General features: G+C 63.1%; 20 protein-coding genes. 9 read left to right on the forward strand and 11 right to left on the reverse strand.

Going from position 1 to position 21226, the window contains the following annotated elements:
* Positions 1 to 132: 132 nt before the first annotated feature.
* From GJ699_RS30800 to GJ699_RS30825, 6 genes are read left to right on the forward strand one after another with little or no spacing between them, the layout of a single operon-like run.
* Positions 133 to 3339, forward strand: coding sequence for an O-linked N-acetylglucosamine transferase family protein (locus tag GJ699_RS30800; RefSeq protein ID WP_154383251.1), 3207 nt, complete (start codon positions 133 to 135; stop codon positions 3337 to 3339).
* Between the two features lie 21 nt (positions 3340 to 3360).
* Entirely contained in the window at positions 3361 to 4269 is a 909-nt protein-coding gene (locus GJ699_RS30805) for a glycosyltransferase family 2 protein (protein ID WP_154383252.1), read from the forward strand.
* Entirely contained in the window at positions 4256 to 4678 is a 423-nt protein-coding gene (locus GJ699_RS30810) for a sugar 3,4-ketoisomerase (protein ID WP_154383253.1), read from the forward strand. Before GJ699_RS30805 ends, GJ699_RS30810 begins: the two co-directional genes overlap by 14 nt.
* A 6-nt stretch (positions 4679 to 4684) precedes the next feature.
* Positions 4685 to 5992: an MBL fold metallo-hydrolase gene (locus tag GJ699_RS30815; protein WP_154383254.1), complete on the forward strand. Its 1308-nt coding sequence runs from the start codon at positions 4685 to 4687 to the stop codon at positions 5990 to 5992.
* Between the two features lie 15 nt (positions 5993 to 6007).
* Positions 6008 to 7123, forward strand: coding sequence for a DegT/DnrJ/EryC1/StrS family aminotransferase (locus tag GJ699_RS30820; RefSeq protein ID WP_154383255.1), 1116 nt, complete (start codon positions 6008 to 6010; stop codon positions 7121 to 7123).
* A 2-nt stretch (positions 7124 to 7125) separates the two neighbouring features.
* Complete coding sequence (locus tag GJ699_RS30825; protein ID WP_154383256.1) at positions 7126 to 7683, forward strand: GNAT family N-acetyltransferase; 558 nt, start codon at positions 7126 to 7128, stop codon at positions 7681 to 7683.
* Here the strand turns inward: GJ699_RS30825 and GJ699_RS30830 are convergent, their stop codons facing one another.
* From GJ699_RS30830 to GJ699_RS30870, 9 genes are read right to left on the reverse strand one after another with little or no spacing between them, the layout of a single operon-like run.
* On the reverse strand, positions 7684 to 9024 hold the full coding sequence (locus tag GJ699_RS30830; RefSeq protein WP_195763687.1) for a class I adenylate-forming enzyme family protein: 1341 nt from the start codon (positions 9022 to 9024) through the stop codon (positions 7684 to 7686).
* A gap of 2 nt (positions 9025 to 9026) precedes the next feature.
* On the reverse strand, positions 9027 to 9260 hold the full coding sequence (locus GJ699_RS30835) for an acyl carrier protein (RefSeq protein WP_154383258.1): 234 nt from the start codon (positions 9258 to 9260) through the stop codon (positions 9027 to 9029).
* Positions 9250 to 11139: an HAD-IIIC family phosphatase gene (locus GJ699_RS30840; protein WP_229262379.1), complete on the reverse strand. Its 1890-nt coding sequence runs from the start codon at positions 11137 to 11139 to the stop codon at positions 9250 to 9252. Before GJ699_RS30840 ends, GJ699_RS30835 begins: the two co-directional genes overlap by 11 nt.
* Entirely contained in the window at positions 11136 to 12410 is a 1275-nt protein-coding gene (locus GJ699_RS30845; protein ID WP_371867721.1) for an SDR family oxidoreductase, read from the reverse strand. The genes GJ699_RS30840 and GJ699_RS30845 overlap by 4 nt, the downstream gene beginning before the upstream one ends.
* A complete protein-coding gene (locus GJ699_RS30850; protein WP_154383259.1) occupies positions 12374 to 13390 on the reverse strand; it encodes a 3-oxoacyl-ACP synthase III family protein in 1017 nt (338 codons plus the stop codon). Before GJ699_RS30850 ends, GJ699_RS30845 begins: the two co-directional genes overlap by 37 nt.
* Entirely contained in the window at positions 13387 to 14085 is a 699-nt protein-coding gene (locus GJ699_RS30855; protein WP_154383260.1) for an MBL fold metallo-hydrolase, read from the reverse strand. Before GJ699_RS30855 ends, GJ699_RS30850 begins: the two co-directional genes overlap by 4 nt.
* Before the next feature lies 1 nt (position 14086).
* Positions 14087 to 14809: an SDR family NAD(P)-dependent oxidoreductase gene (locus tag GJ699_RS30860; protein WP_229262380.1), complete on the reverse strand. Its 723-nt coding sequence runs from the start codon at positions 14807 to 14809 to the stop codon at positions 14087 to 14089.
* Entirely contained in the window at positions 14809 to 15108 is a 300-nt protein-coding gene (locus tag GJ699_RS30865) for a hypothetical protein (protein ID WP_154383261.1), read from the reverse strand. The genes GJ699_RS30860 and GJ699_RS30865 overlap by 1 nt, the downstream gene beginning before the upstream one ends.
* Positions 15109 to 15135: 27 nt before the next feature.
* Positions 15136 to 15720, reverse strand: a complete 585-nt coding sequence (locus tag GJ699_RS30870; protein WP_371867722.1) for a GNAT family N-acetyltransferase — start codon at positions 15718 to 15720, stop codon at positions 15136 to 15138.
* A 166-nt stretch (positions 15721 to 15886) separates the two neighbouring features.
* Here GJ699_RS30870 and scpA point away from each other — a divergent pair, with 166 nt between their 5' ends.
* Positions 15887 to 18187, forward strand: a complete 2301-nt coding sequence (gene scpA / locus GJ699_RS30875) for a methylmalonyl-CoA mutase (RefSeq protein WP_154383262.1) — start codon at positions 15887 to 15889, stop codon at positions 18185 to 18187.
* Positions 18187 to 19167: a methylmalonyl Co-A mutase-associated GTPase MeaB gene (gene meaB, locus GJ699_RS30880; RefSeq protein ID WP_154383263.1), complete on the forward strand. Its 981-nt coding sequence runs from the start codon at positions 18187 to 18189 to the stop codon at positions 19165 to 19167. Before scpA ends, meaB begins: the two co-directional genes overlap by 1 nt.
* On the opposite strand, the gene GJ699_RS30885 is transcribed toward meaB, so the two are convergent.
* Positions 19127 to 19540, reverse strand: coding sequence for a hypothetical protein (locus tag GJ699_RS30885; RefSeq protein ID WP_154383264.1), 414 nt, complete (start codon positions 19538 to 19540; stop codon positions 19127 to 19129). The genes meaB and GJ699_RS30885 overlap by 41 nt on opposite strands.
* 132 nt (positions 19541 to 19672) lie before the next feature.
* On the opposite strand from GJ699_RS30885, the gene GJ699_RS30890 reads away from it, so the two are divergent.
* Complete coding sequence (locus GJ699_RS30890; RefSeq protein ID WP_154383265.1) at positions 19673 to 20326, forward strand: hydrolase; 654 nt, start codon at positions 19673 to 19675, stop codon at positions 20324 to 20326.
* Here the strand turns inward: GJ699_RS30890 and GJ699_RS30895 are convergent.
* Positions 20323 to 21201, reverse strand: a complete 879-nt coding sequence (locus tag GJ699_RS30895; RefSeq protein ID WP_154383266.1) for a LysR family transcriptional regulator — start codon at positions 21199 to 21201, stop codon at positions 20323 to 20325. The two genes, GJ699_RS30890 and GJ699_RS30895, sit on opposite strands and share 4 nt — an antisense overlap.
* Between the last annotated feature and the right edge of the window lie 25 nt (positions 21202 to 21226).

Consider the following 21226-nt stretch of genomic DNA (forward strand, 5'->3'; position numbering starts at 1 on the left):
CACGGTTCAGCTCGTGTGTGATTGGGAGGATTGACCCCGGATTTGGGTCTTGCTCCAGAGCCAAAAGTTGCCCCTCGTCCTGCTACAAAAAGGTATGATAGGGCTCGGACTGATTCAACTTTATGCTCTGCTATGACCCCACAAGCACCTGCAGCACCCGCCCCCACCGATAACAGCCCACTGGGCTCCATCATGGCGATGGCCGCCAGGGGCCAGTTGGCGATCGCCGATCTGTTCGGCGCCGCCGCCGTCCTGCAGGAAAGCGGCCAGCTTCCCGCCGCCATCGCCCTGTATCGCGCCTGGATCGATCACACGCCGTCGCCGCTGGTGTATGCGGCCTGCTTCAACCTGGCGGTGGTGCTGTCCTCCGCCGGCGACGATACTGGCGCCGAAGCGGTGCTGCGCAAGGCGATCGCGCAAAATCCGCATTTCGTCGAAGCCCGTCTGAATCTCGGCACGCTGCTGGAACGCACCGGCCGCGCGGACCTGGCGCTGGCGACCTGGAAGGCCATCCTGTCCGACCCGATCGAACCGGATGTCAAGTCCAACCACCAGCTCTACATCCAGACCCTGAACAATCTGGGCCGCCTGCTGGAAATCCAGAAGCGCTACCCGGAAGCCGAAGCGATGCTGGCCAACAGCCTGCGCGTCGATCCGCAACAGGCCAATGTGATGACGCACTGGGTCCACCTGCGCCAGAAGCAGTGCGAATGGCCGATCTACAGCGGCCTGGAACACATCTCGGTCGCCACCATGATGGAAGGCACCTCGGCGCTGGCCATGCTCAGCGCCTCCGCCGATCCGGCCCAGCAGCTGGCCGCCGCGCGCCGCTTCGTCTCCGAGAAAATCAACGCCGCCGTGGCGCCGCTGACCGGCCAGCATGGCTACGGCCACCAGCGCCTGCGCATCGGCTATCTGTCGTCGGACTTCTGCTCGCACGCGGTGTCGATCCTGACCGCCGAGCTGTATGAGCTGCACGACCGCAGCAAGTTCGAGGTCTACGCCTTCAGCTGGAGCCGCGAGGACGGTTCGCCGATCCGCGCCCGCGTGGTCAAGGCCATGGACCACTACATCCGCATCGACAAGATGAACGACGAGCAGGCCGCGCGCACCATCCGTGCCCACGAAATCGACATCCTGGTCGACCTGCACGGCCTGACCCTGGGCGCGCGCCCGCAGATCCTGGCCTACCGCCCGGCGCCGGTGCAGCTGACCTATCTCGGCTTCCCCGGCAGCACCGGCCTACCCGGCGTCGATTACGTGATCTCGGACGATTTCCTGATCACGCCCGAAATGGAGCCCTTCTTCACCGAGAAGCCGCTGCACCTGCCGGACTGCTTCCAGATCAACGACCGCCAGCGCGCCATCGCGCCGACGCCTACCCGCGCCTCGGTCAACCTGCCGGAAGACGCTTTCGTCTTCTGCTCGTTCAATAACAACTTCAAGTTCACGCCCGACCTGTTCGCGGTGTGGATGAACATCCTGCGCCGCGTGCCGAACAGCGTGCTGTGGCTGGTGGCCGATTATCCGGAAGTGCGCGAGAACCTGTGGCGCCACGCCGAGCAGGCCGGCATCGACCGCAAGCGCATCCTGTTCAACACCCGCGCGGTGCCGGCCGAATACCTGGCGCGCTACCAGCTGGCCGACCTGTTCCTGGACACCTTCCCGTTCAACGCCGGCACCACCGCCAGCGACGCGCTGTGGGCCGGCCTGCCGCTGCTGACCTGCTCCGGCCAGACCTTCTCGTCGCGCATGGCGGGCAGCCTGCTGCGCGCGGTCGATCTGCCGCAGCTGATCACCTTCAATTTCGAAGATTACGAAGAGAAAGCGGTGGAACTGGCCGCCAACCCGCAGCGCATCGCCGCGATGAAACGCCAGCTGATCGCCAACCGCATGACTTGCGCGCTGTTCGACAGCCCGCGCTTCGTGCGCAATATGGAGGCGGCGCTGCAGAAGGTGGCCAAGCCGGCCGCGCCGCGCCTGGCCGCGCCGGCGCACGCGGTGCATCCGCAGGAGCCGTCGCAGCCGGTCGAACCGGTGCGCATCGACCAGATCCCGATCGTTACCGTGTCCTACAACGCGCCGGACCTGATCGAGGCGCTGCTGCGCACCCTGCGTCAGTTCTACACCAACCGCGTGTACGTGATCGACGGTTCGAATCCGGACGTGGCCGAGAATATCCGCGCCATCACCGATCAATACGACAACGTCGAGTTCATCCCGTTCGGTTACAACATCCATCATGGTCCCGGCCTGTCGTGGGCGATCAACCATCTGGGCCTGTCGGGCGAGGTGCTGTTCCTCGACTCCGATGTCGAGATCCTGAAAGCCGGCTTCCTGGAATCGCTCCATCAGCATCTGCGCCCCGGCATGTACGGCGTCGGCAATGTGCAGCGCGTGAACGAGCAGGGTTACGACCAGCCGCAGGACGGTGCGGTGCGCTACCTGCACCCGGCCTGCATGCTGACCAATATCGAGGTGGTGCGCCAGTGGCCGATGCCGATCAAGCACGGCGCGCCGCTGATCCCGGCCATGCTGGCGATCCACGCCGCCGGTGCCCATCACCTGATCGACATCGTGCAGTGGGTGCACGAGGACTTCGCGCAGGAACCCAAGCGCCACTTCATCAAGCATGACTGGCAGGGCACCGTGATCCGCACCGGCGGCTATCACTACGATCTGCCTAGCGCCACCACCACCGTCAATGCCGACCTGCTGCACTTCATGCCGCTGGATGCGCGCAAGATCGTGGAAGTGGGCTGCAAGGACGGCACCTTCGCCAAGGCCTACAAGCAGCGCAACCCTATCGTCAACTACACCGGCATCGAGGCCGATCCAGCGCAGGCGCAGGCCGCGCGCCCGCATTGCGACTTCGTGTTCAACGACGATATCGAACATGCCGGCCCGGATTTCTGGGACCATGTGCGCAACGCCGATTGCTGGGTGATGGACGAAACCCTGGAACAGATGGACGATCCGTGGGACATGCTGCAAAAGATCCGCACCAATATCGCCCCCGGCGGCAAGATCGTGGTCACGATCCGCAACTTCCAGCACTGGGGCATCCAGGCGCGCCTCAACGCCGGCGATCTGCGTTACGGCAGCAGCGGCCTGGAAAAGCACCGCAAGCGCATCTTCACGCGCGGCGCCATGCTGGAGATGCTGCAGCTGTCGGGCTTCCAGATCAGCGGCGGCAGCGCCCGCATCATCGACGAACCGGCGCGCGAGAAGTATCTGCCGGCGATCCGCCTGATGGCGGGTGCCAGCGGCATCGATCCGGTGGTGGCGGTGGAAGACGCGCTGCCATGGCAGTACATCATGACCGCGGTCGCGGCTTAATCAGCATTTACGGACCTTTAGATGATCTATCCAAAAGTCAGCATCATTATCCCGTCGTACAAACCGCAGCATTTCGAGATGTGTTTGCGCTCGGCCATCGGCCAGACCTATTCCAACACCGAGATCCTGGTCAGCGACAACTGCCCGACCGAGGAAATCCGCGACGTCTGCGCGCGCTATGCCGGCAATGGCGTGATCTACCAGCGCTCCAGCGTCTACCGCGAGCAGAACGTCAATGCCGCGCTGGCCGGCGCCAAGGGCGAGTACATCAAGCCGCTGTTCGACGACGACCTGCTGCACCCGTTTTGCATCGAGCGCATGGTGGCCGCGATTCATACCCGCGCCGACATCGAGATGGTGTTCTCGGCCTCGCAGGTGATCAACGCCGACAACGAACGCATCGAAACCCGCCGCCCGTATGAAGCCAGTGGCACCCTGAGCGGCCACGATGTGCATCGCCGTTCGGTGCTGCGCATGGAGAATTTCATCGGCGAGTTCACCACCATCCTGTTCCGCCGCCAGAAGATGTGGGACATCGGCCTGCACCGCCTGTTCAAGATGGGCGACCACGATTTCCAGACCGGCCTGGCCGACCTGATCGCATATCTGAACCTGTGCAAGGACGCTTCGATGTTCTACATCGACGAGGAGTTGACCTACTTCCGCAAGGACCCGCGCCTGCAGTCGAACTCCAACCCGACCTCGAATCCCTTCTTCGGCAACTGCTTCTCGGATTACATCGACCTGCTGCGCGTGTCGCACGACGCCGGCGTGATCAGCACCGAGGAATACCTGTCGATGCATGGCCAGGTGGAGGGCGTAACGGCCAACCTCAATCACTACTTCCCGCAGATCGGCGAAGCGCGCCAGCGCTACCTGACCAAGCTGGCGGGACTGGTGCCTGCGGGAGACGGCAATGTCAACGCTTGATAACTGCCGGCTGATCGACCTGCCCAAGTTCCACGACCCGCGCGGCAATCTGTCGGTGATCGAGGGCGGGCAGCACGTCCCGTTCGACATCAAGCGCGTGTACTACCTGTACGACGTGCCGGGCGGTTCCTCGCGCGCCGGCCATGGCCACCTGGAGCTGCAGCAGTTCTTCATCGCCATGTCCGGCAGCTTCGACATCATTGTCGACGATGGCTACAATCGCAAAAAAATCCACCTCAACCGGTCCTACTACGGTCTGTACGTGCCGGGCATGATGTGGCGCGAGGTGGAGAACTTCTCGTCGGGCGGCGTGTGCCTGGTGCTGGCCTCGACCCACTACGACCCATCCGACTACTATTTCGACTACGACGAATTCGTGCAGGCGGCGCGCCGCCATCATCCCGAATAAAGCACCATGAAGAACGCTCAACTCACCAGCTTTTACGAACGTTTCGGCGCCGGCGACGGCGTGTTCTATCTCGGCCACGCCTCGGTGCTGGCGGTTTTGGGCGGCAAGAAGATCCTGTTCGACCCGATCGTGCTGTCCAAGCCTTACGGCAACGCCTGGGTGTTCTACCCGCAGCAGATCATCGATCCACGCTGGTACGAAGTGGACGCGGTGGTGGTATCGCACATCCATCAGGACCACTATGACCTGCACTTCCTGCGCGAGCTGAAGCCGGACGTGAAGATCTTCATCGTCGGCGAGCGCCCCAGCTTCGAAGCCGACATCCGCGAAAAGGCCGGCCGCGCAGTGACCGTGCTGCCGCCGGAAACCGAAAACGAGATTTTCCCCGGCGTGAAACTGTACGCGGTCAATCACGAGACCAATGGTATCGATTCCTCGGCCATCGTCTACAACGAACGCTTCTGCGTCTACCACGGCAACGACAACTACCTGCAGCCGGAGTCGATGCGCAAGTTCACGCGGATTAATCCGCACATCAACGTCGCCTGCATCCCGTACGCCTACATTCACTGGTATCCGTTCCTGATGGAGTACGACGACGATGCGCATGGCAAGGCGCACAAGGAACGCGAGCGCGCGCGCCTGGTCAACCACTACATGGACGACTTCCTCAACAACGTCGAGATCCTGAATCCGGACGTGGCGGTCCCGTTCGGCGCCAACCTGCTGATCGACGACGGCAATATGCGCTCGGAGATCAACCTGGCGGTGCAAACGCCGGTCGAATTGACCGACTACGCGCGCCGCGCGCGTCCGGACACCGGCCAGCGCGTGCAACCGATGCTGGCCGGCGATTACTACGGCCTCGGTCCGAATGGCGCCGAGATGACCATCGCCCGCAGCTACGACGCGGAAGAATACCGCGACGAGGCGCAGCTGTTCCTGGCCGCGCGTCCGCAGAAGAGCGCCAGCGTGGACGGCCCGGCGGTCGACCTCCCGCAATTCCTGCATGACCTGAACGCGCGGCTGGCAGGCTGCGGCGCGCCGATCGACAACATCGTGCGCATGGACCTGGACTATCGCGGTGGCCGCGTGCAGATCGAAATCGACTGTCTGAATTATCAGGCGCGCGCGGTCGACCAGTTCACGGACGGCCGTCCGTTCCACCACTTCAAACTGGACCAGGTAGCGTCGTCCGACTGGCTGAATGGCGACCGCTTCGAAGAAATCATCGGCACCCGCCGCTTCACCGTCAAGCGCGTGCCGGACCTGTATCTGCCGGATCTTCTGCGTCTGCTGAATACGGTGTTTTAAACCATAGGATTCATCATGAGCGTTCCCTTCCTCGACCTCAAAGCAATCAACCTGGCGCAAGGCGCCGAACTGGAAGCCGCCTTCAAGCGCGTGCTGAACTCCGGCTGGTACATCCTGGGCGCCGAAACCGCCGCCTTCGAAGCCAGCTTCGCCGAATACTGCGGCAGCGCGCACGGCATCGGCGTCGCCAACGGCCTGGATGCGATCTTCCTGATCCTGAAAGGCTATGGCATCGGCCCCGGCGACGAAGTGATCGTCCCATCCAACACCTTCATCGCCACCTGGCTGGCGGTCAGCCACTGCGGCGCCAAGCCGGTGCCGGTGGAGCCGGTGGAAGGCACTTACAACCTCGATCCGGCAAAAGTGGAAGCGGCTGTTACCGCCAACACCAAAGCCATCATCGCGGTGCACCTGTATGGCCAGCCGGCCGACATGGCGCCGCTGAAGGAGATCGCCAAACGGCGCGGCCTGAAGCTGATTGAAGACGCGGCGCAGGCACACGGCGCGCGTTATCACGGCGGTGTCGCTGGCCAGTTGGGCGACGCGGCGGCCTTCAGCTTCTACCCCGGTAAAAATCTCGGCGCGCTGGGCGACGGCGGTGCCGTCACCACCAGCGACGACGCGCTGGCGGAACGCATCCGCACCTATCGTAACTACGGCTCCAAGATCAAGTACTACAACGACGTCCCCGGCTACAACTCGCGCCTGGACGAACTGCAGGCCGCGCTGCTGGCGGTGAAACTCACCACGCTGGACGCCGGCAACGAACAACGCCGCGCGGTAGCTGCCTATTACCAACAGCACCTGGCCGGCATCGACGGCCTGACGCTGCCGGTGATTCCATCGTGGGCTGAACCGGTATGGCATCTGTACGTGGTGCGTCACGCGCAGCGCGACCGCCTGGCCAAGAAACTGGCGGAAAAACAGATCGGCACCATCGTGCATTATCCGGTGCCACCGCATCTGCAGCCGGCGTATGCCGACATGGGCTACAAGGAAGGCGACTTCCCGATTGCGGAAGCGATCCACCGCGAGGTACTGAGCCTGCCGGTATCGCCGACCATGACGCTGGATGATGCGGCCGAAGTGGTGGCGGGTGTGAAAGCCGCGCTGGCGGAGCTGGCAGGTTAAAAATGAGTACCCCGCAGTTCCGCAAGCCGCGCGCAGTGCGCGGCCGGCAGCTGGTCTTCCGCGACGCCGCCGTGGCCGACGCGGAATTCATCCTGGCCTTGCGCACGGATGAAAAGAAAGGCGAATTCCTGTCCGCCACCGCACCCGACGTGCAAGCGCAGCGTGATTGGCTGGCGCGCTACGCGACGGACGATCAGCAGATCTACTTCATCATTTGCAAACTGGATGGCACGCCGGTTGGCACCGTACGGCTGTACGACCAGCGCGGTGACTCGTTCTGCTGGGGATCGTGGATCAAAAGCGATGGCGCGCCGAGCGGCTTCGGCGTCGAGTCGGCGCTGATGGTGTACGACTTCGCGCTGCAAATCGGCTTTCAGCGTTCGCACTTCGACGTCCGCAAAGGCAATACATCCGTCATCCAGTTCCACGAACGCCTCGGCGCCGTGCAAGTAGGCGAGACCGACGACGATAACCTCTACGAAATGAGCAACGCCGCCATCAAGACAGCGCTGCAACACTACCGCAAATACCTGCCCGACGGCGCGGCCATCGAGTTCTGATTACTCGCGGCGGATTTTTTTCTGGCGCGCGCTGTGCAGCGGACCTTCGGCCAGCACTACTTTCGCCGGCACCTTGAACGGCGCCAGATGCGCCAGACATTCGTGGCGAATGCGCTTCTTCAGGCTTTCCACCGTCTCCGGCGTGTTGACCACGATCTTGGCGACCACGATGTTACCGAGCAGCGCGTGCTTCTCGCCAAACACCGCCACGTCCTGCACGTTATCCATCTCCAGGATCACGCTCTCAACTTCGGACGGATAGACCTTCTGCCCAGCCACGTTGATCAGATCCGTCACGCGGCCCAGGATGCGGAAGTAATCGCCATCCACCTCCACCTGATCCTGCGTGTTGAACCAGCCATCCGCATCAAACTCGGACGGCGCATTGAGATAACCCACCATCGCGTACTGCGATTTAATCCACAACACGCCATCCACCACCTTGGTCTGGAAGCCTTCGCCACCAACGCGCACCCACAGCGAACCATCCTCGCGCGACTGCGAACGCAGCACGCCTACCTCGGACAAGCCATAGGTCTGCAGCAGATCCACACCAGGGAACTGCGCGCGCACGCGATCCAGCGTCGATTGCGGCATCACTTCGGTGCCGTAGGTGATGCGCTTCAACGACGACAGGTCGTACTTGTTCTGCAAATGCGACGCCATCATCAACGTCAGGAACGACGGCGTGGCCGGCAGCAGCTCCACCTTGTACTTCTCGATCGCGGCGCAGATATTGGCCACCGAACGGTCGGCCACCGTCACCACCGTGCCCAGGCTGGAGGTGATCGCCAGAATGGTGTTAATGCCGCCGAAATGGTCGATCATCAGGAACGGTATCGCAACAACCGGGCTACGCTGCTTGCGGAACTTCTCCGCCACCTGGTTGAAGTCGTGCAGAATGCCTTTCGGCTTGCCGGTCGAACCGGACGAGAACAGCACCATGCCGGGCGTGCCGCGCTGGCGGAATTCGTTCAGCAGCGCGTTATCGCTCTTCAGGCCACGATGGGTGATGGTGGCGTCGCGGCCGGCCGCGTCAAACTCCACATACCATTCGCAGCCGGAGACGGCCAGCGCCACCGATTCTTCCACCACAGAGGTGCGGGTCAGCGGAATCACGATGCTGCCATTGCGGCCCAGCGCCATGATCATGCAGAACACTTCCGGCGAATAGTCGCCCAGTATCACCACAGTGTCGCCACGCTGGATGCCGGCGCTCTGCACGCGCTGGTAAAAGTCATCTATCGATGCGACCACGCCGCCGTAGCTGACTTCACGGCCTTCGTGGATGAAGGCGATGCGCTCGGGCGCGGTCTGGAATCGTTCGATCAGCCATTCCATGGTCAGACTCCCAGGTCGTTCAGCACCAGCTTGATCAGTTTGTAGGAGGTGATGTTACCGGCGTCTTCGTCGGGAATGGTCACCTTGAATTCCTCTTCCAGCGCCAGCACCAGGTTCATATGGCGCAGCGAGTCCCAGGTCGGCACATTGTCCATGCTGGAGTCTTCGTTGATCGTGGCAGCATCCACGTTCAGCATGGTGGCCATTACTTGTTTCAGTGCGTCTTCATTCAACATAAGTCATCTCTATCCATGGATTGGGGGGAGCGGCGAAATCCGCCGCGGCGATGGCGTATCTTTGCACGCCTTCGCTGTTTGTTTCGTGCAGGGTCATGCCCAGACGGGCGTAGAAGTCCTGCACTTGTGCGTTCTTTGCGCTCGGGATGAATTCCGCGCGCAGTTCGGTGCAGCCGCGCTGCACCGCGTCGGCGACGATGCGCGGCCAGATGCCGGTTTCGACGCCACGGCCGATGACGCGGCAGCTCATCAAAAAGTTTTCGACGTTGGCGGTGGCGCCTTCGTAGTGAATCACCGCCACGCCGGTCAGGCCGGCATTGCCGAATTTGTCGCTGACCACCAGCGAGTAGACGGCATGCGTGTCACTGTCCATCATCTGCTCGATCTCTGCCACGCTGTAGCGGCGCGTGGTGAGGTTGAACTGGTTGGACTTCTGCGACAGTTCGCTGATGCGGCCCGCGCTGGCGCGCGCGTTGCGCGTCAGTTCGACCTTGAGTTCCAGCGATGCCAGGTATTCTTCCTGCGAGCTGAATTGCGCTTTCAGTTCTTCGGCGCCGGCGCGCTGGCGGTATTGCTCGGTTTTGCCTTTGCTGTCGGCGGCGATGCCGCCGGCCAGGAACAGCGATTTGATCTCGGCCACCACGCGCGGATAGTCGGACAGCGTGGTCGGCACCTGCACGGTTTTCACCATCGGCAGTTGCTGGCGCACGGCTTCGCATTCGAACGAGGAGTCGTCCAGGAAGATGATGCTGTCCAGGCCCACGTTGAGCTCTTTTGCCAACGCGCGCAGGTTGGATGGCTTGTCTTCCCAGTTGACCTTTTTGACGACGATCTGCGCGTCCTTTAGAACCATGTCGGGATGCTTGCTCAACACTTCGTCGACGTCGGCCGGGTTGTTCTTGGTGACCAGCGCCAGCAGGATGCCCTGGCGTTCCAGCGCGGCGAATTCCTGCTGCATGCGCCAGAAGATGTTGCCGGGGTAGTCGTACGGTCCGAGCTTGATGCCGTTCAGCAGATCCTCGCCGATCACGCCGCCCCACAGGGTGTTGTCGCAATCCAGCGCCAGCACTTTATAGAAATGAGCGCCGAAGCCGCGCGCGGCGGCGGCGATGCGGCGCGCCAGTTCGTTCATGTAGACGCCGGTGTACGGGGCTTTGCTGCGGAAGTAAAAGCGCGCGTCGAACGCGGCGTTCTGGCCGACTGTGCGCACGATGTCTTCGGTGTCCAGCACACGGATGTTCGCGTACGCGGCGGCTTCCTCGCGCAGCGCGGCGTTGAAGCGCGCCAGCACCAGCGTGACAGCATCCTGCCCGCTAGCCTCGGTGGCGCTGCCCATGCGGTGGAAGGTGCCCAGGTAGATCGTTGGCACGGCGCGCGCTTTGTCGAACACCATGCGGTAGCGCTGGCGGATTTCGGCTTCCTTGGCATCGATGATGGCCGGGTCCAGGCTTTCCAGCTGGGCTTCGAATGATGGCAGCAGGTTGTCGAAGAATGGCAGCAGCACGATTTGCTCGACGCCTGCTTGCGTGAACAGGTCGATGTCACCGATTGGATCGTCGTAATTGCCGGCCACCAGATCGATCTTCGCGCCATTCAGCAGGCCGTGCTTGCGCAGGTAGATGTTCAGCAGGTCGACCGTGGCGGAAGATGACACGCCGATCTTCACCGTGCGCGGTTGCGCTTCCTTCTCCAGCGTGTTGACGGCCTGCGTCAGCTGCATCATCGTGCTGTCTGGCTTCGCCAGCACCGCCAGCGCGGCGTCGCGTGGCGAAACAGCCGGCGGGGCGGCGGATTCCGCCGGCGAGGTCGACGCCATCGCTGGCGTGGTGCCGCTGGCCGGGGCCGATGGTGTCGCCGTCGTCGGATTGGTCGCGCTCATCGCATCGCCATCCCGCCGTTGACGGCGATGGTGTCGCCGGTGATGAAGCCGGCGTCGTCGGACACGAGGTAGGCTACGGCGGCGGCAACGTCGGTCGGCTTGGCCAGGCGACGCAATGGCGTCTGGCGCGCGATCATCAGCTGCGCTTTTTCCGGAATATCGCCAATCAGCGTGGTTTCGCACATCCCTGGCGACACGCAGTTCACTGTGATGCCCTGCGGCCCCAGCTCGGCGGCCATGTAATTGGAGAACACCTGCAACGCCCCCTTGGCCATCGCGTATCCAGTCCACGTAACGGACGGCGGACCATCCAGCACCTGCGACGTAATGTTCACAATGCGGCCCCATTTGCGCGCGCCCATCTCCGGCACCACCGCGCTGGTCATCAGGAACGCGCCTTTTACTTGCACGTCCATCTGCTGCTGCACATCGTCCCAGCCGGTCGCACCAAACGGCTTCGGATTGATGCGCGGCGACGCGTTATTCACCAGCACACTGACCGCGCCAAACGCCTTCACCGCCGCCGCAAACAGCGCCTGCGCGCCCGCCTCGGTGGCGATATCCGCCTGCACCGCCAACGCCCGCCCGCGACGGCCCACGCCAGCCGCAGCGGCGCCGCCGGCCACCGCCGCACTGGCGGCCGAGTTGATCTCCGCAACGATTTGCGCCGCGCGATCCGCCTGGCCGCGATAATTCACCACCACATCAAAGCCATCCGCCGCCAGCCGCTGACAAATCGCCTTGCCGATGCCGCCGGCACCGCCGGTCACAATCGCCACGCGCGGGCGCGCATCGACAGCGGGTGCCGCCTCCGGCTCCGCCGCCACCAGCACCTTCACCTTGCCGACACCGGTCAAGATCAACTGCTGGTTCTGATTCACGATCCGCGTATCCAGCTCCAGCAAACGCTCGCGCTCATGCTTCTTCACCACCGTCGCGCTGATGGTCAGCACATCGCCCAAGCGCACCGGCAGCAGAAACTCCATATTCTGCGACACCCACAGCGCACCCGTGCCAGGCAGCTTGGTCCCGATCACCGTCGAGATGAACGAAGCGCCCAGCATGCCATGCACCACGATATCCTTGAACGCCGTGGTCTCCGCATAAGCGCGATCCACGTGCAGCGGATTATCATCGCCCGTCATCTCGACGAACTTGCGCACGTCGGCTTCGGTAATGTGCTTGGTCAGCGTCTGCGTCTCGCCAACCTGAATCGCATCAAAGTCCTTGAACATCACGCCGCCTTCCGCACCGGCATATGCCAGCGCCACACCGAAGCACCAAAGTTAAAGCCCGCGCCCACGGCAGCCAGCACCACCAGCTGACCATCCTTCATCAGCCCCTTGGATACCGCCTCGCTCAGCGCGATCCCCACAGAAGCCGCGCCGGTATTGCCGATCTCCTGCACATTGGTGAACGTCTTCTCCATGCCATAACCCATCTTGCGAACCACATACTCAATCATGTTCAGATTCGCCTGATGGAACACCAGGAACTCCACCTCTTTAGGATCGATACCGCTCTTGGCGCACGCCTTGCGGATCACCGTCGGCAGATGCGTAATCGCCTGCTTCCAGGTCGCGATACCATTCATCTCCATGTAATCGACCGCAGGGTCCCAGGCGCGGTCCTTGGAACCGAAGCTGGAACCACCGCCGCGCATACGCACCGCCTCAAAGTTCGAGCTATCGGTATGGAAGGCCGACGCCATGATGCCCTTGCCCTTCTCGGTGCGCGTCAGCACCGCCGCGCCAGCGCCATCGCTCATGTAAATCGCCGAGCTCACGTCCGCGCGGTTGATGTAGCGCGAATTCAGCTCCACGCCAATCACCAGCGCATTGCGCACAGTCGGGTCAACCAGCATGCGGTCCGACGCCACCGTCAAGCCGGTGACAAAGCCGGCGCAATTGGCCTGCACGTCAAAGATCTGCGCGTGCGGCGCCTTCAGCAGCATCTGCACCTTGGCCGACACCGGCGGGAAAATATAATCACCCGAGAACGTGCACACCACGATCAGGTCCACCTCATCGGCCGGAATGCCCGCCATGTCGAGCGCGTTCTGCGCCGCCTTGGCCGCGTAATCCGACGCCGAGTCCTCCGGCCGCGCCAGATAACGGCGCTTGATGCCGGTCTTCTCCATGATCCATTCCGGACCGACTTCCAGATTCGCGCACAGCGTCTCGTTATCCTCGATCAGGTCGGGCAAATGGTGGCCAACGCCGGCGATGGCGACGCCGCTATCGATAGTCATAGTTCTACAGCCTTCGTTTCAGTGGAATGGGACAAGCCCAGGAATTCAAGCAGCGCGCGATTGGTCGCGCGCACTTCCGCGCCGCTGGCGCAACCGCCATGGCCCGGATAGACAATGCGCTCGGCCGTCAACATCGGCCACAGCGCCAGGATGGATTGCTTCAGGATTTCGGGTTGCTCACCCGGCAGATGCGACAGGCCCACGCCGCGCGTGTAAATCGTATCGCCGGTGAACAGCGCGCTGCCCAATTCAATGATGCACGACCCCGGCGTATGACCGGGCGCGCCATGAAACGTCAGCGCATGGCCAGCGACATCAATGGATTCGCCACTGGCCACCGCCGTCACCTCGGTCGGCTGCTCAATGCGCGACGCCAGCTTGAAGGCCATCAGCAAAAAGTTGGACGCCTTCAGCAGCTTACGGTCGGCGCCATGCAGATACACCGGCACGCCGTGCTTCTTCTGGAAGAACGCGGCCGAACCGGCATGATCGAAATGGCCGTGGGTGCAGAACACGGCGGTCGGCGTCAGCGCCAGCTCCTGCATCGCCGCATCGATGGCGGCCGGATCGAGCCCGCCGTCGATCAGCACACAGCGGCCATCGCCGATGCCGCAAATATAGGCATTGGAAGGGAATTCGCCGCTGGTCACTCGCCAAACGTCGCCGCCGCCCCAGTGACCGACCGGCGCCAGCATGTTAGTTGACTCCACCCAGGAACACAGTCTGCGCCGTGATCTGCGCCGAACGCTCGGCGGCGAAGAAGTCGATCACGTTGAGAATATCGTCTTCCTTCGACATGCGCGGCACCGGCAGGCCGGCGATGATGGCATCGATCTTGTCGCGCGGGAGCTGCGCCAGCATATCGCTTTCAATCGCGTTGATGCCCAGCGTATTGCAGGTCACGTTCATGGTCGCGAACTCCTTGGCCATGACGTTGGCCAGCGTCGACAAACCGGCCTTGCAGGCGGCGTACATCGAATCGCCGATCGGCTCCAGCGACGCCGCCATCGAACCGATGTTGATGATGCGGCCCCACTTCCGCTTGCGCATCATCTTGGCCGCTTCGCGCGACACCATGAAGGGTCCCAGCAAATTCACGTTGACCATCGCCTGCGCGGCGGCCGGCGGCATGATCATCGAATACTGCGAGGTCAGCACGGCGGCGTTGTTCACCACGATCTGGATCGAATCGGTCACCTGCTTCAGCGCCGCGAAGCCCTTGATGACGGACTCGGTGTCACCCACGTCCACCTCGAAGTGGTGGTAGTTGGGATGATCGATCGAACCGGCGCCACGGGCAAAGCCAATCACCTTGTCGGCGCCGTTGTTCAGGAAGTGCTCGGCGATGGCCTTGCCGACGCCACGACGGCTGCCGGTCACCAACACCACCTTGCCCGCGTACAGACCTTCGCTCATCATCAGCCCTCGTTCACCAGGATCATGATGTAGTTGAGCAGGGTCTGCACGTCATCGAACGGCGAGATTTCCTGGCTCATGGCGCGGTCGTCGGTCAGGCTGATGCTGCGGCCCAGCGCGGTCGACACATCACCTTCGACGTCCACGATCACCGACACCAGCGCCAGCGAATCCAGCGTGGCGTTGGGTCCGAACAGTGGCGTGGTCGGGCCGGCTTCGAACTTCTCGTCGTCGCCCAGTTCGTCGTTCAGGTTCTGCAAAGCGCGCAGAATGATTTCCAGCACATTCTCTTTAGTCAACATCAAAATCTTCCTTGGGGGGTTATGCGTTCAAGCGTGGGCGCGGCGGGCGGCAGTGATCAGGGCGTTCATGCGGGGATAGGAAACGCTGCGGGCTTCGTCCACCAGCAGACCGAGAATCACGGCGTCCTGCCATTTGCCGTCGATGAAGTAATGGCTGCGCATGCGGCCCTCTTCCTTCATGCCCAGATACTTCTGCCACTTCACCATCAGCGGATTGCCGGAGGCAACGGTGCCGTGCAGGCGGATCAGGTCCAGCTGATCGAAGGCGAATTCGTACAGCAGCTTCATCGCCTCGACCGCCGCCGGCACGCCTTTGGCGGCTTCCTCGTCACCGATCAGGAAACGGCCGGTTTCGGCGTGACGATTGACCTTGTTGATGCCGACCAGCGACAGCATGCCGATGGCGCGGCCATCCTTCAATTCGATGATGAAATTATATTCGGAGCCCGGACGGCTCGCAATCCAGGCGGCCTGCTGTTCGACCGTGGCGGCGCCGGCGTTGAGCAGGCGGGCGCGGTCGGCCTGGCGCCAGGCGAAAGTCTGGGCGGCGTCGTCGACGCGCATCATGCGCAGCGTGACAAATTCACCTTCCAGTTTGACTGTATCGTTCACGTAAGCTCCGCAGTATCGGCATGTTGTTAATGCGGACAAACTTTACCATAAGCGCAGGGGCTTGCGGTCCGGAAAACAGGGGTGTGTTGACCGCTCTGTCTTTTTACCCACAAGGGGCGGTTGTGCACGGTACAATCGGCGCATCTTATTCCGCAAGGCAGCTTGAATGGACAATCCGCGCGCACCAGCATCGACCCCGTCCCTGGACGATTGGCGCCGCGCGGCCGCCCGCTCCGCGCCCGGCGGCGATGCCGCGCGCCTGGATACCCCGCAGGCCGACGATATCACGCTGAAAGCCCTGTACACGGCGGCCGACCTGGATGGTCTGCCGCACACCGACACCTTGCCCGGCTTCGCGCCCTTTGTGCGCGGGCCGCAAGCCACCATGTACGCGGCGCGGCCGTGGACCATCCGCCAGTACGCCGGCTTTTCCACCGCCGCCGAATCCAACGCCTTCTATCGCCGCACGCTGGCCGGCGGCGGCCAGGGCGTGTCGGTGGCGTTCGACCTGGCCACCCATCGCGGCTACGATTCCGACCATCCGCGCGTCAAGGGCGATGTCGGCAAGGCCGGCGTGGCGGTCGATTCGGTCGAGGACATGAAGATCCTGTTCGACGGCATCGCGCTCGACAAGGTATCGGTATCGATGACCATGAATGGCGCGGTGCTGCCGGTATTGGCCGGCTACATTGTCGCCGCCGAGGAGTCGGGCGTGGCGCCGGAACAACTGTCCGGTACCATACAGAACGACATCCTGAAGGAATTCATGGTGCGGAATACGTACATCTATCCGCCCGAGCCATCGATGCGCATCGTCGCCGACATCATTGCCTACACGGCACAGCACATGCCGAAGTTCAATTCGGTGTCGATTTCCGGCTATCACATGCAGGAAGCCGGCGCCACGCCGGCGCTGGAGCTGGGCCTGACGCTGGCCGACGGCATGGAATACGTGCGCACCGCCATCAACAAGGGCATGGACGTGGATGACTTTGCCGGCCGGCTGTCGTTCTTCTTTGGCGTCGGCATGAACTTCTATCTGGAAGTGGCCAAGCTGCGCGCGGCGCGCCTGCTGTGGTGCCGCATCATGCAGGACTTTGGCGCCAAGTCGCAGAAATCGCTGATGCTGCGCACCCACTGCCAGACTTCCGGCTGGTCGCTGACGGTGCAAGACCCCTACAACAACGTGGTGCGCACCACGGTGGAGGCGATGGCGGCGGTGTTTGGCGGCACCCAGTCGCTGCACACCAACTCGCTGGACGAGGCGATCGCGCTGCCGTCCGAGTTTGCGGCGCGCATCGCCCGCAACACCCAGTTGATTTTGCAGGAGGAGACCCAGATCACCAACGTCATCGATCCATGGGCCGGTTCCTACATGATGGAAAAGCTGACCCAGGATGTAGCCGATCAGGCCTGGGCCATCATCCAGGAAGTGGAGCAGATGGGCGGCATGACGCAGGCCGTGGGCTCGGGCTGGGCCAAGCTGAAGATCGAGGCGGCGGCGGCGGTCAAGCAGGCGCGCATCGATTCCGGAAAGGATGTGATCGTGGGCGTCAACAAATACCAGAGCGGCATTGAGGATCAGGTCGAGGCGCGCGAGATCGACAACACGGCGGTGCGCGAGCAGCAGATCGCGCGGCTGGCGGCGATCCGCGCCGCGCGTGATCAGGATGCGGTTGGCGCCGCGCTGGCCGAACTGGGCGTGGCGGCGTACGAAGGCCATGGCAATCTGCTGGAGCTGGCGGTGCGCGCCACCCGTCTGCGCGCCACCGTGGGCGAGATTTCGGATGCGCTGGAACAGGCGTGGGGACGGCATCGCGCCACCAGCCAGAGCGTGTCCGGCGTGTACGCGGCCGGTTTGGCCGATGACGAAAACTGGACACGTTTGCGCGCCGAAGTCGAACAGTTCGCGGTCGAACAGGGACGCCGGCCGCGCATCATGGTCGCCAAGCTGGGGCAGGATGGGCATGACCGTGGCGCGCGCGTGGTCGGTTCGGCGTTTGCCGATCTGGGCTTCGACGTCGACCTCGGGCCGCTGTTCCAGACGCCGCAGGAAGCCGCGCGCCAGGCCATCGAGAACGATGTGCACGCGGTCGGCATCTCCACACTGGCCGCCGGCCACAAGACGCTGGTGCCGGAATTGATTGCCGCCTTGCGCGAGCAGGGCGCGGACGACATCATCGTGTTCGTCGGCGGCGTGGTGCCGACGCAGGACCATGGCTTCCTGTACCAGGCTGGCGTCAAAGGCATCTTCGGCCCCGGCACGCCGATCCCGCAGTGCGCGGCCGAAGTGCTGCAGCAAGTGCGCGAAGCATTGGGCGTTGCCGACGCGGTGGACACCACACTGCACGGCCCGGCCACCGCGCTCTCTGGCGCCGATCAGGCGCTGCCGCTCACGGCCGCCGCCCGCACCGGCGCAGACCGCGCCTCGCCGTCCGCAGGGGCCGGCACCGCGACCCGCGCCTGATGGCCATCGAGCCTGACGACGACGCTCTCGCCACCGCCCTGCTGGCGCGGCAACGGCGCGCGCTGGCCAAAGCCATCACCCTGGTCGAATCGGCCCGCCCCGATCACCGGCTACGCGCCCAATCCCTGCTGGACCGCCTTTTGCCGCACACCGGCAACGCCCTGCGCATCGGCATCAGCGGCGTGCCCGGCGTCGGCAAATCGACCTTTATCGAAACCTTCGGCATGTACCTGCTGGAGCAAGGTCTGCGCGTCGCTGTGCTGGCGGTCGACCCCTCCTCCCCGCTGACCGGCGGCTCCATCCTGGGCGACAAAACCCGCATGGAACAGCTGTCGCAACAGGAAAACGCCTACATCCGCCCCTCCCCCGCGCGCGGCGCGCTGGGCGGCGTCGGCCACCAGAGCCGCGAAGCCATGCTGCTGTGCGAAGCGGCCGGCTTCGACATCATCATCGTTGAAACGGTCGGCGTCGGCCAAAGCGAAACCGCAGTCGCCGCCATGTGCGACGTGTTCCTGTTGCTGCAACTGCCCAACGCCGGCGACGAACTGCAAGGCATCAAAAAAGGCATCCTCGAACTGGCCGACCTGGTGGTCTACAACAAAACCGACCTTGACCCGCGCGCCGCCGCCATCGCCGCCGGCCAGATGCGCAGCGCCTTGCACATGCTGCGCCCCGCCTCGCCGCACTGGCAAGTGCCGGTACTACAGGCCAGCGCCACCAGCGGCGACGGCATCGCCGAAATCTGGGCCACGCTGCAAAACTACCGCCGCCTGATGCAGCAAGCCGGCGCCTTCGACGAGCGCCGCAAGCAGCAGGCACAGGCCTGGATGTGGCAGCTGATCGAAGCCGGCCTGCAGGAACGCTTCCGCCATCATCCCGCCATCCAGGCCGCGTTGCCGCAAGCGCTGCGACAAGCCGCCGACGGCACCGTCAATCCCGCTACCTTGGCGGCGCTGCTGCTGGACGCGTTCCAGCGGTAGGCGCCAGCGGCGGCGCCTTCTTCAGCCGCTTGCCGGCGATCTGCACCCAAGCACCGTCCACCAGTTGATACTCCGCTTGCTGTACTGAATAACCAATGCCGCCGCGCTCGATGGCCAGATGAATGCAATCGGCGCCGACCTGGCCCGACTTCAGCCGGCGCATGGGAACAGACGCGTCGACAATCGCGTCGGAGGCATTAAATTTGCCGCCGATATCCGAGATGCCACCGGTACCGACCACCGACCGTTCCAGCAAATCCTGCACCTGCGCCGGCAAATCATTCAGCGACGCCAGCTCCCTGGCCTGGGCGATTTCACAGTGCGTGTCCTGCGCATACGCCGGAGCGGCAAAAACTGCCGCCAACATCATCATTCGAAATTTTCGAACATAGCTCATAAATTTTTCCGCTTTTTGTTGTTGTCGAGCTCACGCATAATTCATTTCAACGGAGCGCGAACAACGCTTAATACCAATCGAAATTATTGAATCTCAGGAGAATACATCATGCCAACCTCCATCGCCCAACCAGGTCCAACCCTGCTGAACCCAGTCAACCACACCCTGATCATGATCGATCACCAGTCGCAGATGTCGTTTGCCACCAAGTCGATCGACCCGGTCCAGCTGCGTAACAACGTCGCCCTGGTGGCCAAGGCCGCCAAAGAATTCAAGGTGCCGACCATCCTGACCACGGTTGCCGAAAAATCGTTCTCCGGCCCGATCTTCAACGAAATCAAGGAAGTGTTCCCGGACGAAGTCGCGATTGATCGTACCACCATGAACACCTGGGAAGACGCACGCATCGCTGAACGCGTCAACGCCATCGGCAAGGACAAAATCGTGCTGGCCGGCCTGTGGACTTCGGTATGCATCGTGGGTCCGGCACTGTCGGCGCTGGACCAGGGCTTTGAAGTCTACGTCATCACCGACGCCAGCGGCGACGTCTCCGACGAAGCTCATGAACGCGCCGTGCAGCGCATGGTGCAAGCCGGTGCCCGCCCGATGACCTCGCTGCAATACCTGCTCGAACTGCAGCGCGACTGGGCCCGTGGCGAGACCTACAACGAAACCGTCGCCACCTCGATCGCCCACGGCGGCGGCTATGGTCTCGGCCTGATCTACGCCAAAACCATGTTCAACGCCGCTGAAGGCCACTAAGCCCGGCGCGCCAACCGCTCGCGCAGGAACTCGATGAAGCGCTGCGTTTTCGCCGGCAGCAAGCGGGTTTCTGTGATCGCGTAGACATTGGTCGGCGTCCCATACCAGTCCGGCAGGATGCGTTGCAGCCTGCCGGACGCCACTTCATCCGCCACTATTTCCTCCGGCATCAGTATCACGCCCCTATCCAGTGTCGCCAGGCGGCGTATCATCCCCACACTGTTCAGATTGAAACGCCCCGCCACCGGCACCGTCGCACTGCGCTGACCATCACTCAGATGCCATGCGCCAGCGCGCAGGATGCCCAGGCACTCGTGCCGCGCCAGCGCCTCCGGCTCGCCCGGTACGCCGCAGCGCTTCAAGTAGACCGGCGACGCGTAAACGTATGGCGTCAGCGATGCCAGTGGCCGCGCGATCAGCTGCGAATCGGCCAACTCGCCGATGCGGATCGCCACATCAAACGGCTCGCTCACCAGATCCACCCGGCGCGGCGTCAGATCGAAATCGAAGGTGATGCCGGGATATAGCTCCGCAAACTCCGCAATCAGCGGCGCCAGATAGGTGACCGCGAAATCCACCGGCAGCGAGGCGCGCAGCACGCCGCTGGGCTGCGCCAGCATCTCGCCCAGTTGCTCATGCGCCAGCCGCGCCTCGTCGACGATGCGCTTGCAGCGCTCGAAATAGATCTGCCCGGCCTCGGTCAGCTCGATGCGGCGCGTGGTGCGGTGCAGCAGCCGCAGGCCGATCGCCTTTTCCAGCCCACTGATGCGCCGCGACAGCGTGGAGTTCGGCATGCCCAGCGCCTCGGCCGCGCTGCGGAAACCCTTGGCCTTCACCACCTCCACAAACAGTGCCATGTCATTCAGCAGCTCCATCCGATTGCTCCATCAATGGATCAAA

The sequence above is a fragment of the Duganella guangzhouensis genome, assembly GCF_009674535.1.
Lineage (GTDB): Bacteria > Pseudomonadota > Gammaproteobacteria > Burkholderiales > Burkholderiaceae_D > Rugamonas > Rugamonas guangzhouensis.

Coding starts and splice junctions, on each gene's coding strand:
- GJ699_RS30800 (WP_154383251.1), top strand. CDS start 133: ATGACCCCACAAGCACCTGCAGCACCCGCCCCCACCGATAACAGCCCA.
- GJ699_RS30805 (WP_154383252.1), top strand. CDS start 3,361: ATGATCTATCCAAAAGTCAGCATCATTATCCCGTCGTACAAACCGCAG.
- GJ699_RS30810 (WP_154383253.1), top strand. CDS start 4,256: ATGTCAACGCTTGATAACTGCCGGCTGATCGACCTGCCCAAGTTCCAC.
- GJ699_RS30815 (WP_154383254.1), top strand. CDS start 4,685: ATGAAGAACGCTCAACTCACCAGCTTTTACGAACGTTTCGGCGCCGGC.
- GJ699_RS30820 (WP_154383255.1), top strand. CDS start 6,008: ATGAGCGTTCCCTTCCTCGACCTCAAAGCAATCAACCTGGCGCAAGGC.
- GJ699_RS30825 (WP_154383256.1), top strand. CDS start 7,126: ATGAGTACCCCGCAGTTCCGCAAGCCGCGCGCAGTGCGCGGCCGGCAG.
- GJ699_RS30830 (WP_195763687.1), bottom strand. CDS start 9,024: ATGGAATGGCTGATCGAACGATTCCAGACCGCGCCCGAGCGCATCGCC.
- GJ699_RS30835 (WP_154383258.1), bottom strand. CDS start 9,260: ATGTTGAATGAAGACGCACTGAAACAAGTAATGGCCACCATGCTGAAC.
- GJ699_RS30840 (WP_229262379.1), bottom strand. CDS start 11,139: ATGAGCGCGACCAATCCGACGACGGCGACACCATCGGCCCCGGCCAGC.
- GJ699_RS30850 (WP_154383259.1), bottom strand. CDS start 13,390: ATGACTATCGATAGCGGCGTCGCCATCGCCGGCGTTGGCCACCATTTG.
- GJ699_RS30855 (WP_154383260.1), bottom strand. CDS start 14,085: ATGCTGGCGCCGGTCGGTCACTGGGGCGGCGGCGACGTTTGGCGAGTG.
- GJ699_RS30860 (WP_229262380.1), bottom strand. CDS start 14,809: ATGATGAGCGAAGGTCTGTACGCGGGCAAGGTGGTGTTGGTGACCGGC.
- GJ699_RS30865 (WP_154383261.1), bottom strand. CDS start 15,108: ATGTTGACTAAAGAGAATGTGCTGGAAATCATTCTGCGCGCTTTGCAG.
- scpA (WP_154383262.1), top strand. CDS start 15,887: ATGGACAATCCGCGCGCACCAGCATCGACCCCGTCCCTGGACGATTGG.
- meaB (WP_154383263.1), top strand. CDS start 18,187: ATGGCCATCGAGCCTGACGACGACGCTCTCGCCACCGCCCTGCTGGCG.
- GJ699_RS30885 (WP_154383264.1), bottom strand. CDS start 19,540: ATGATGATGTTGGCGGCAGTTTTTGCCGCTCCGGCGTATGCGCAGGAC.
- GJ699_RS30890 (WP_154383265.1), top strand. CDS start 19,673: ATGCCAACCTCCATCGCCCAACCAGGTCCAACCCTGCTGAACCCAGTC.
- GJ699_RS30895 (WP_154383266.1), bottom strand. CDS start 21,201: ATGGAGCTGCTGAATGACATGGCACTGTTTGTGGAGGTGGTGAAGGCC.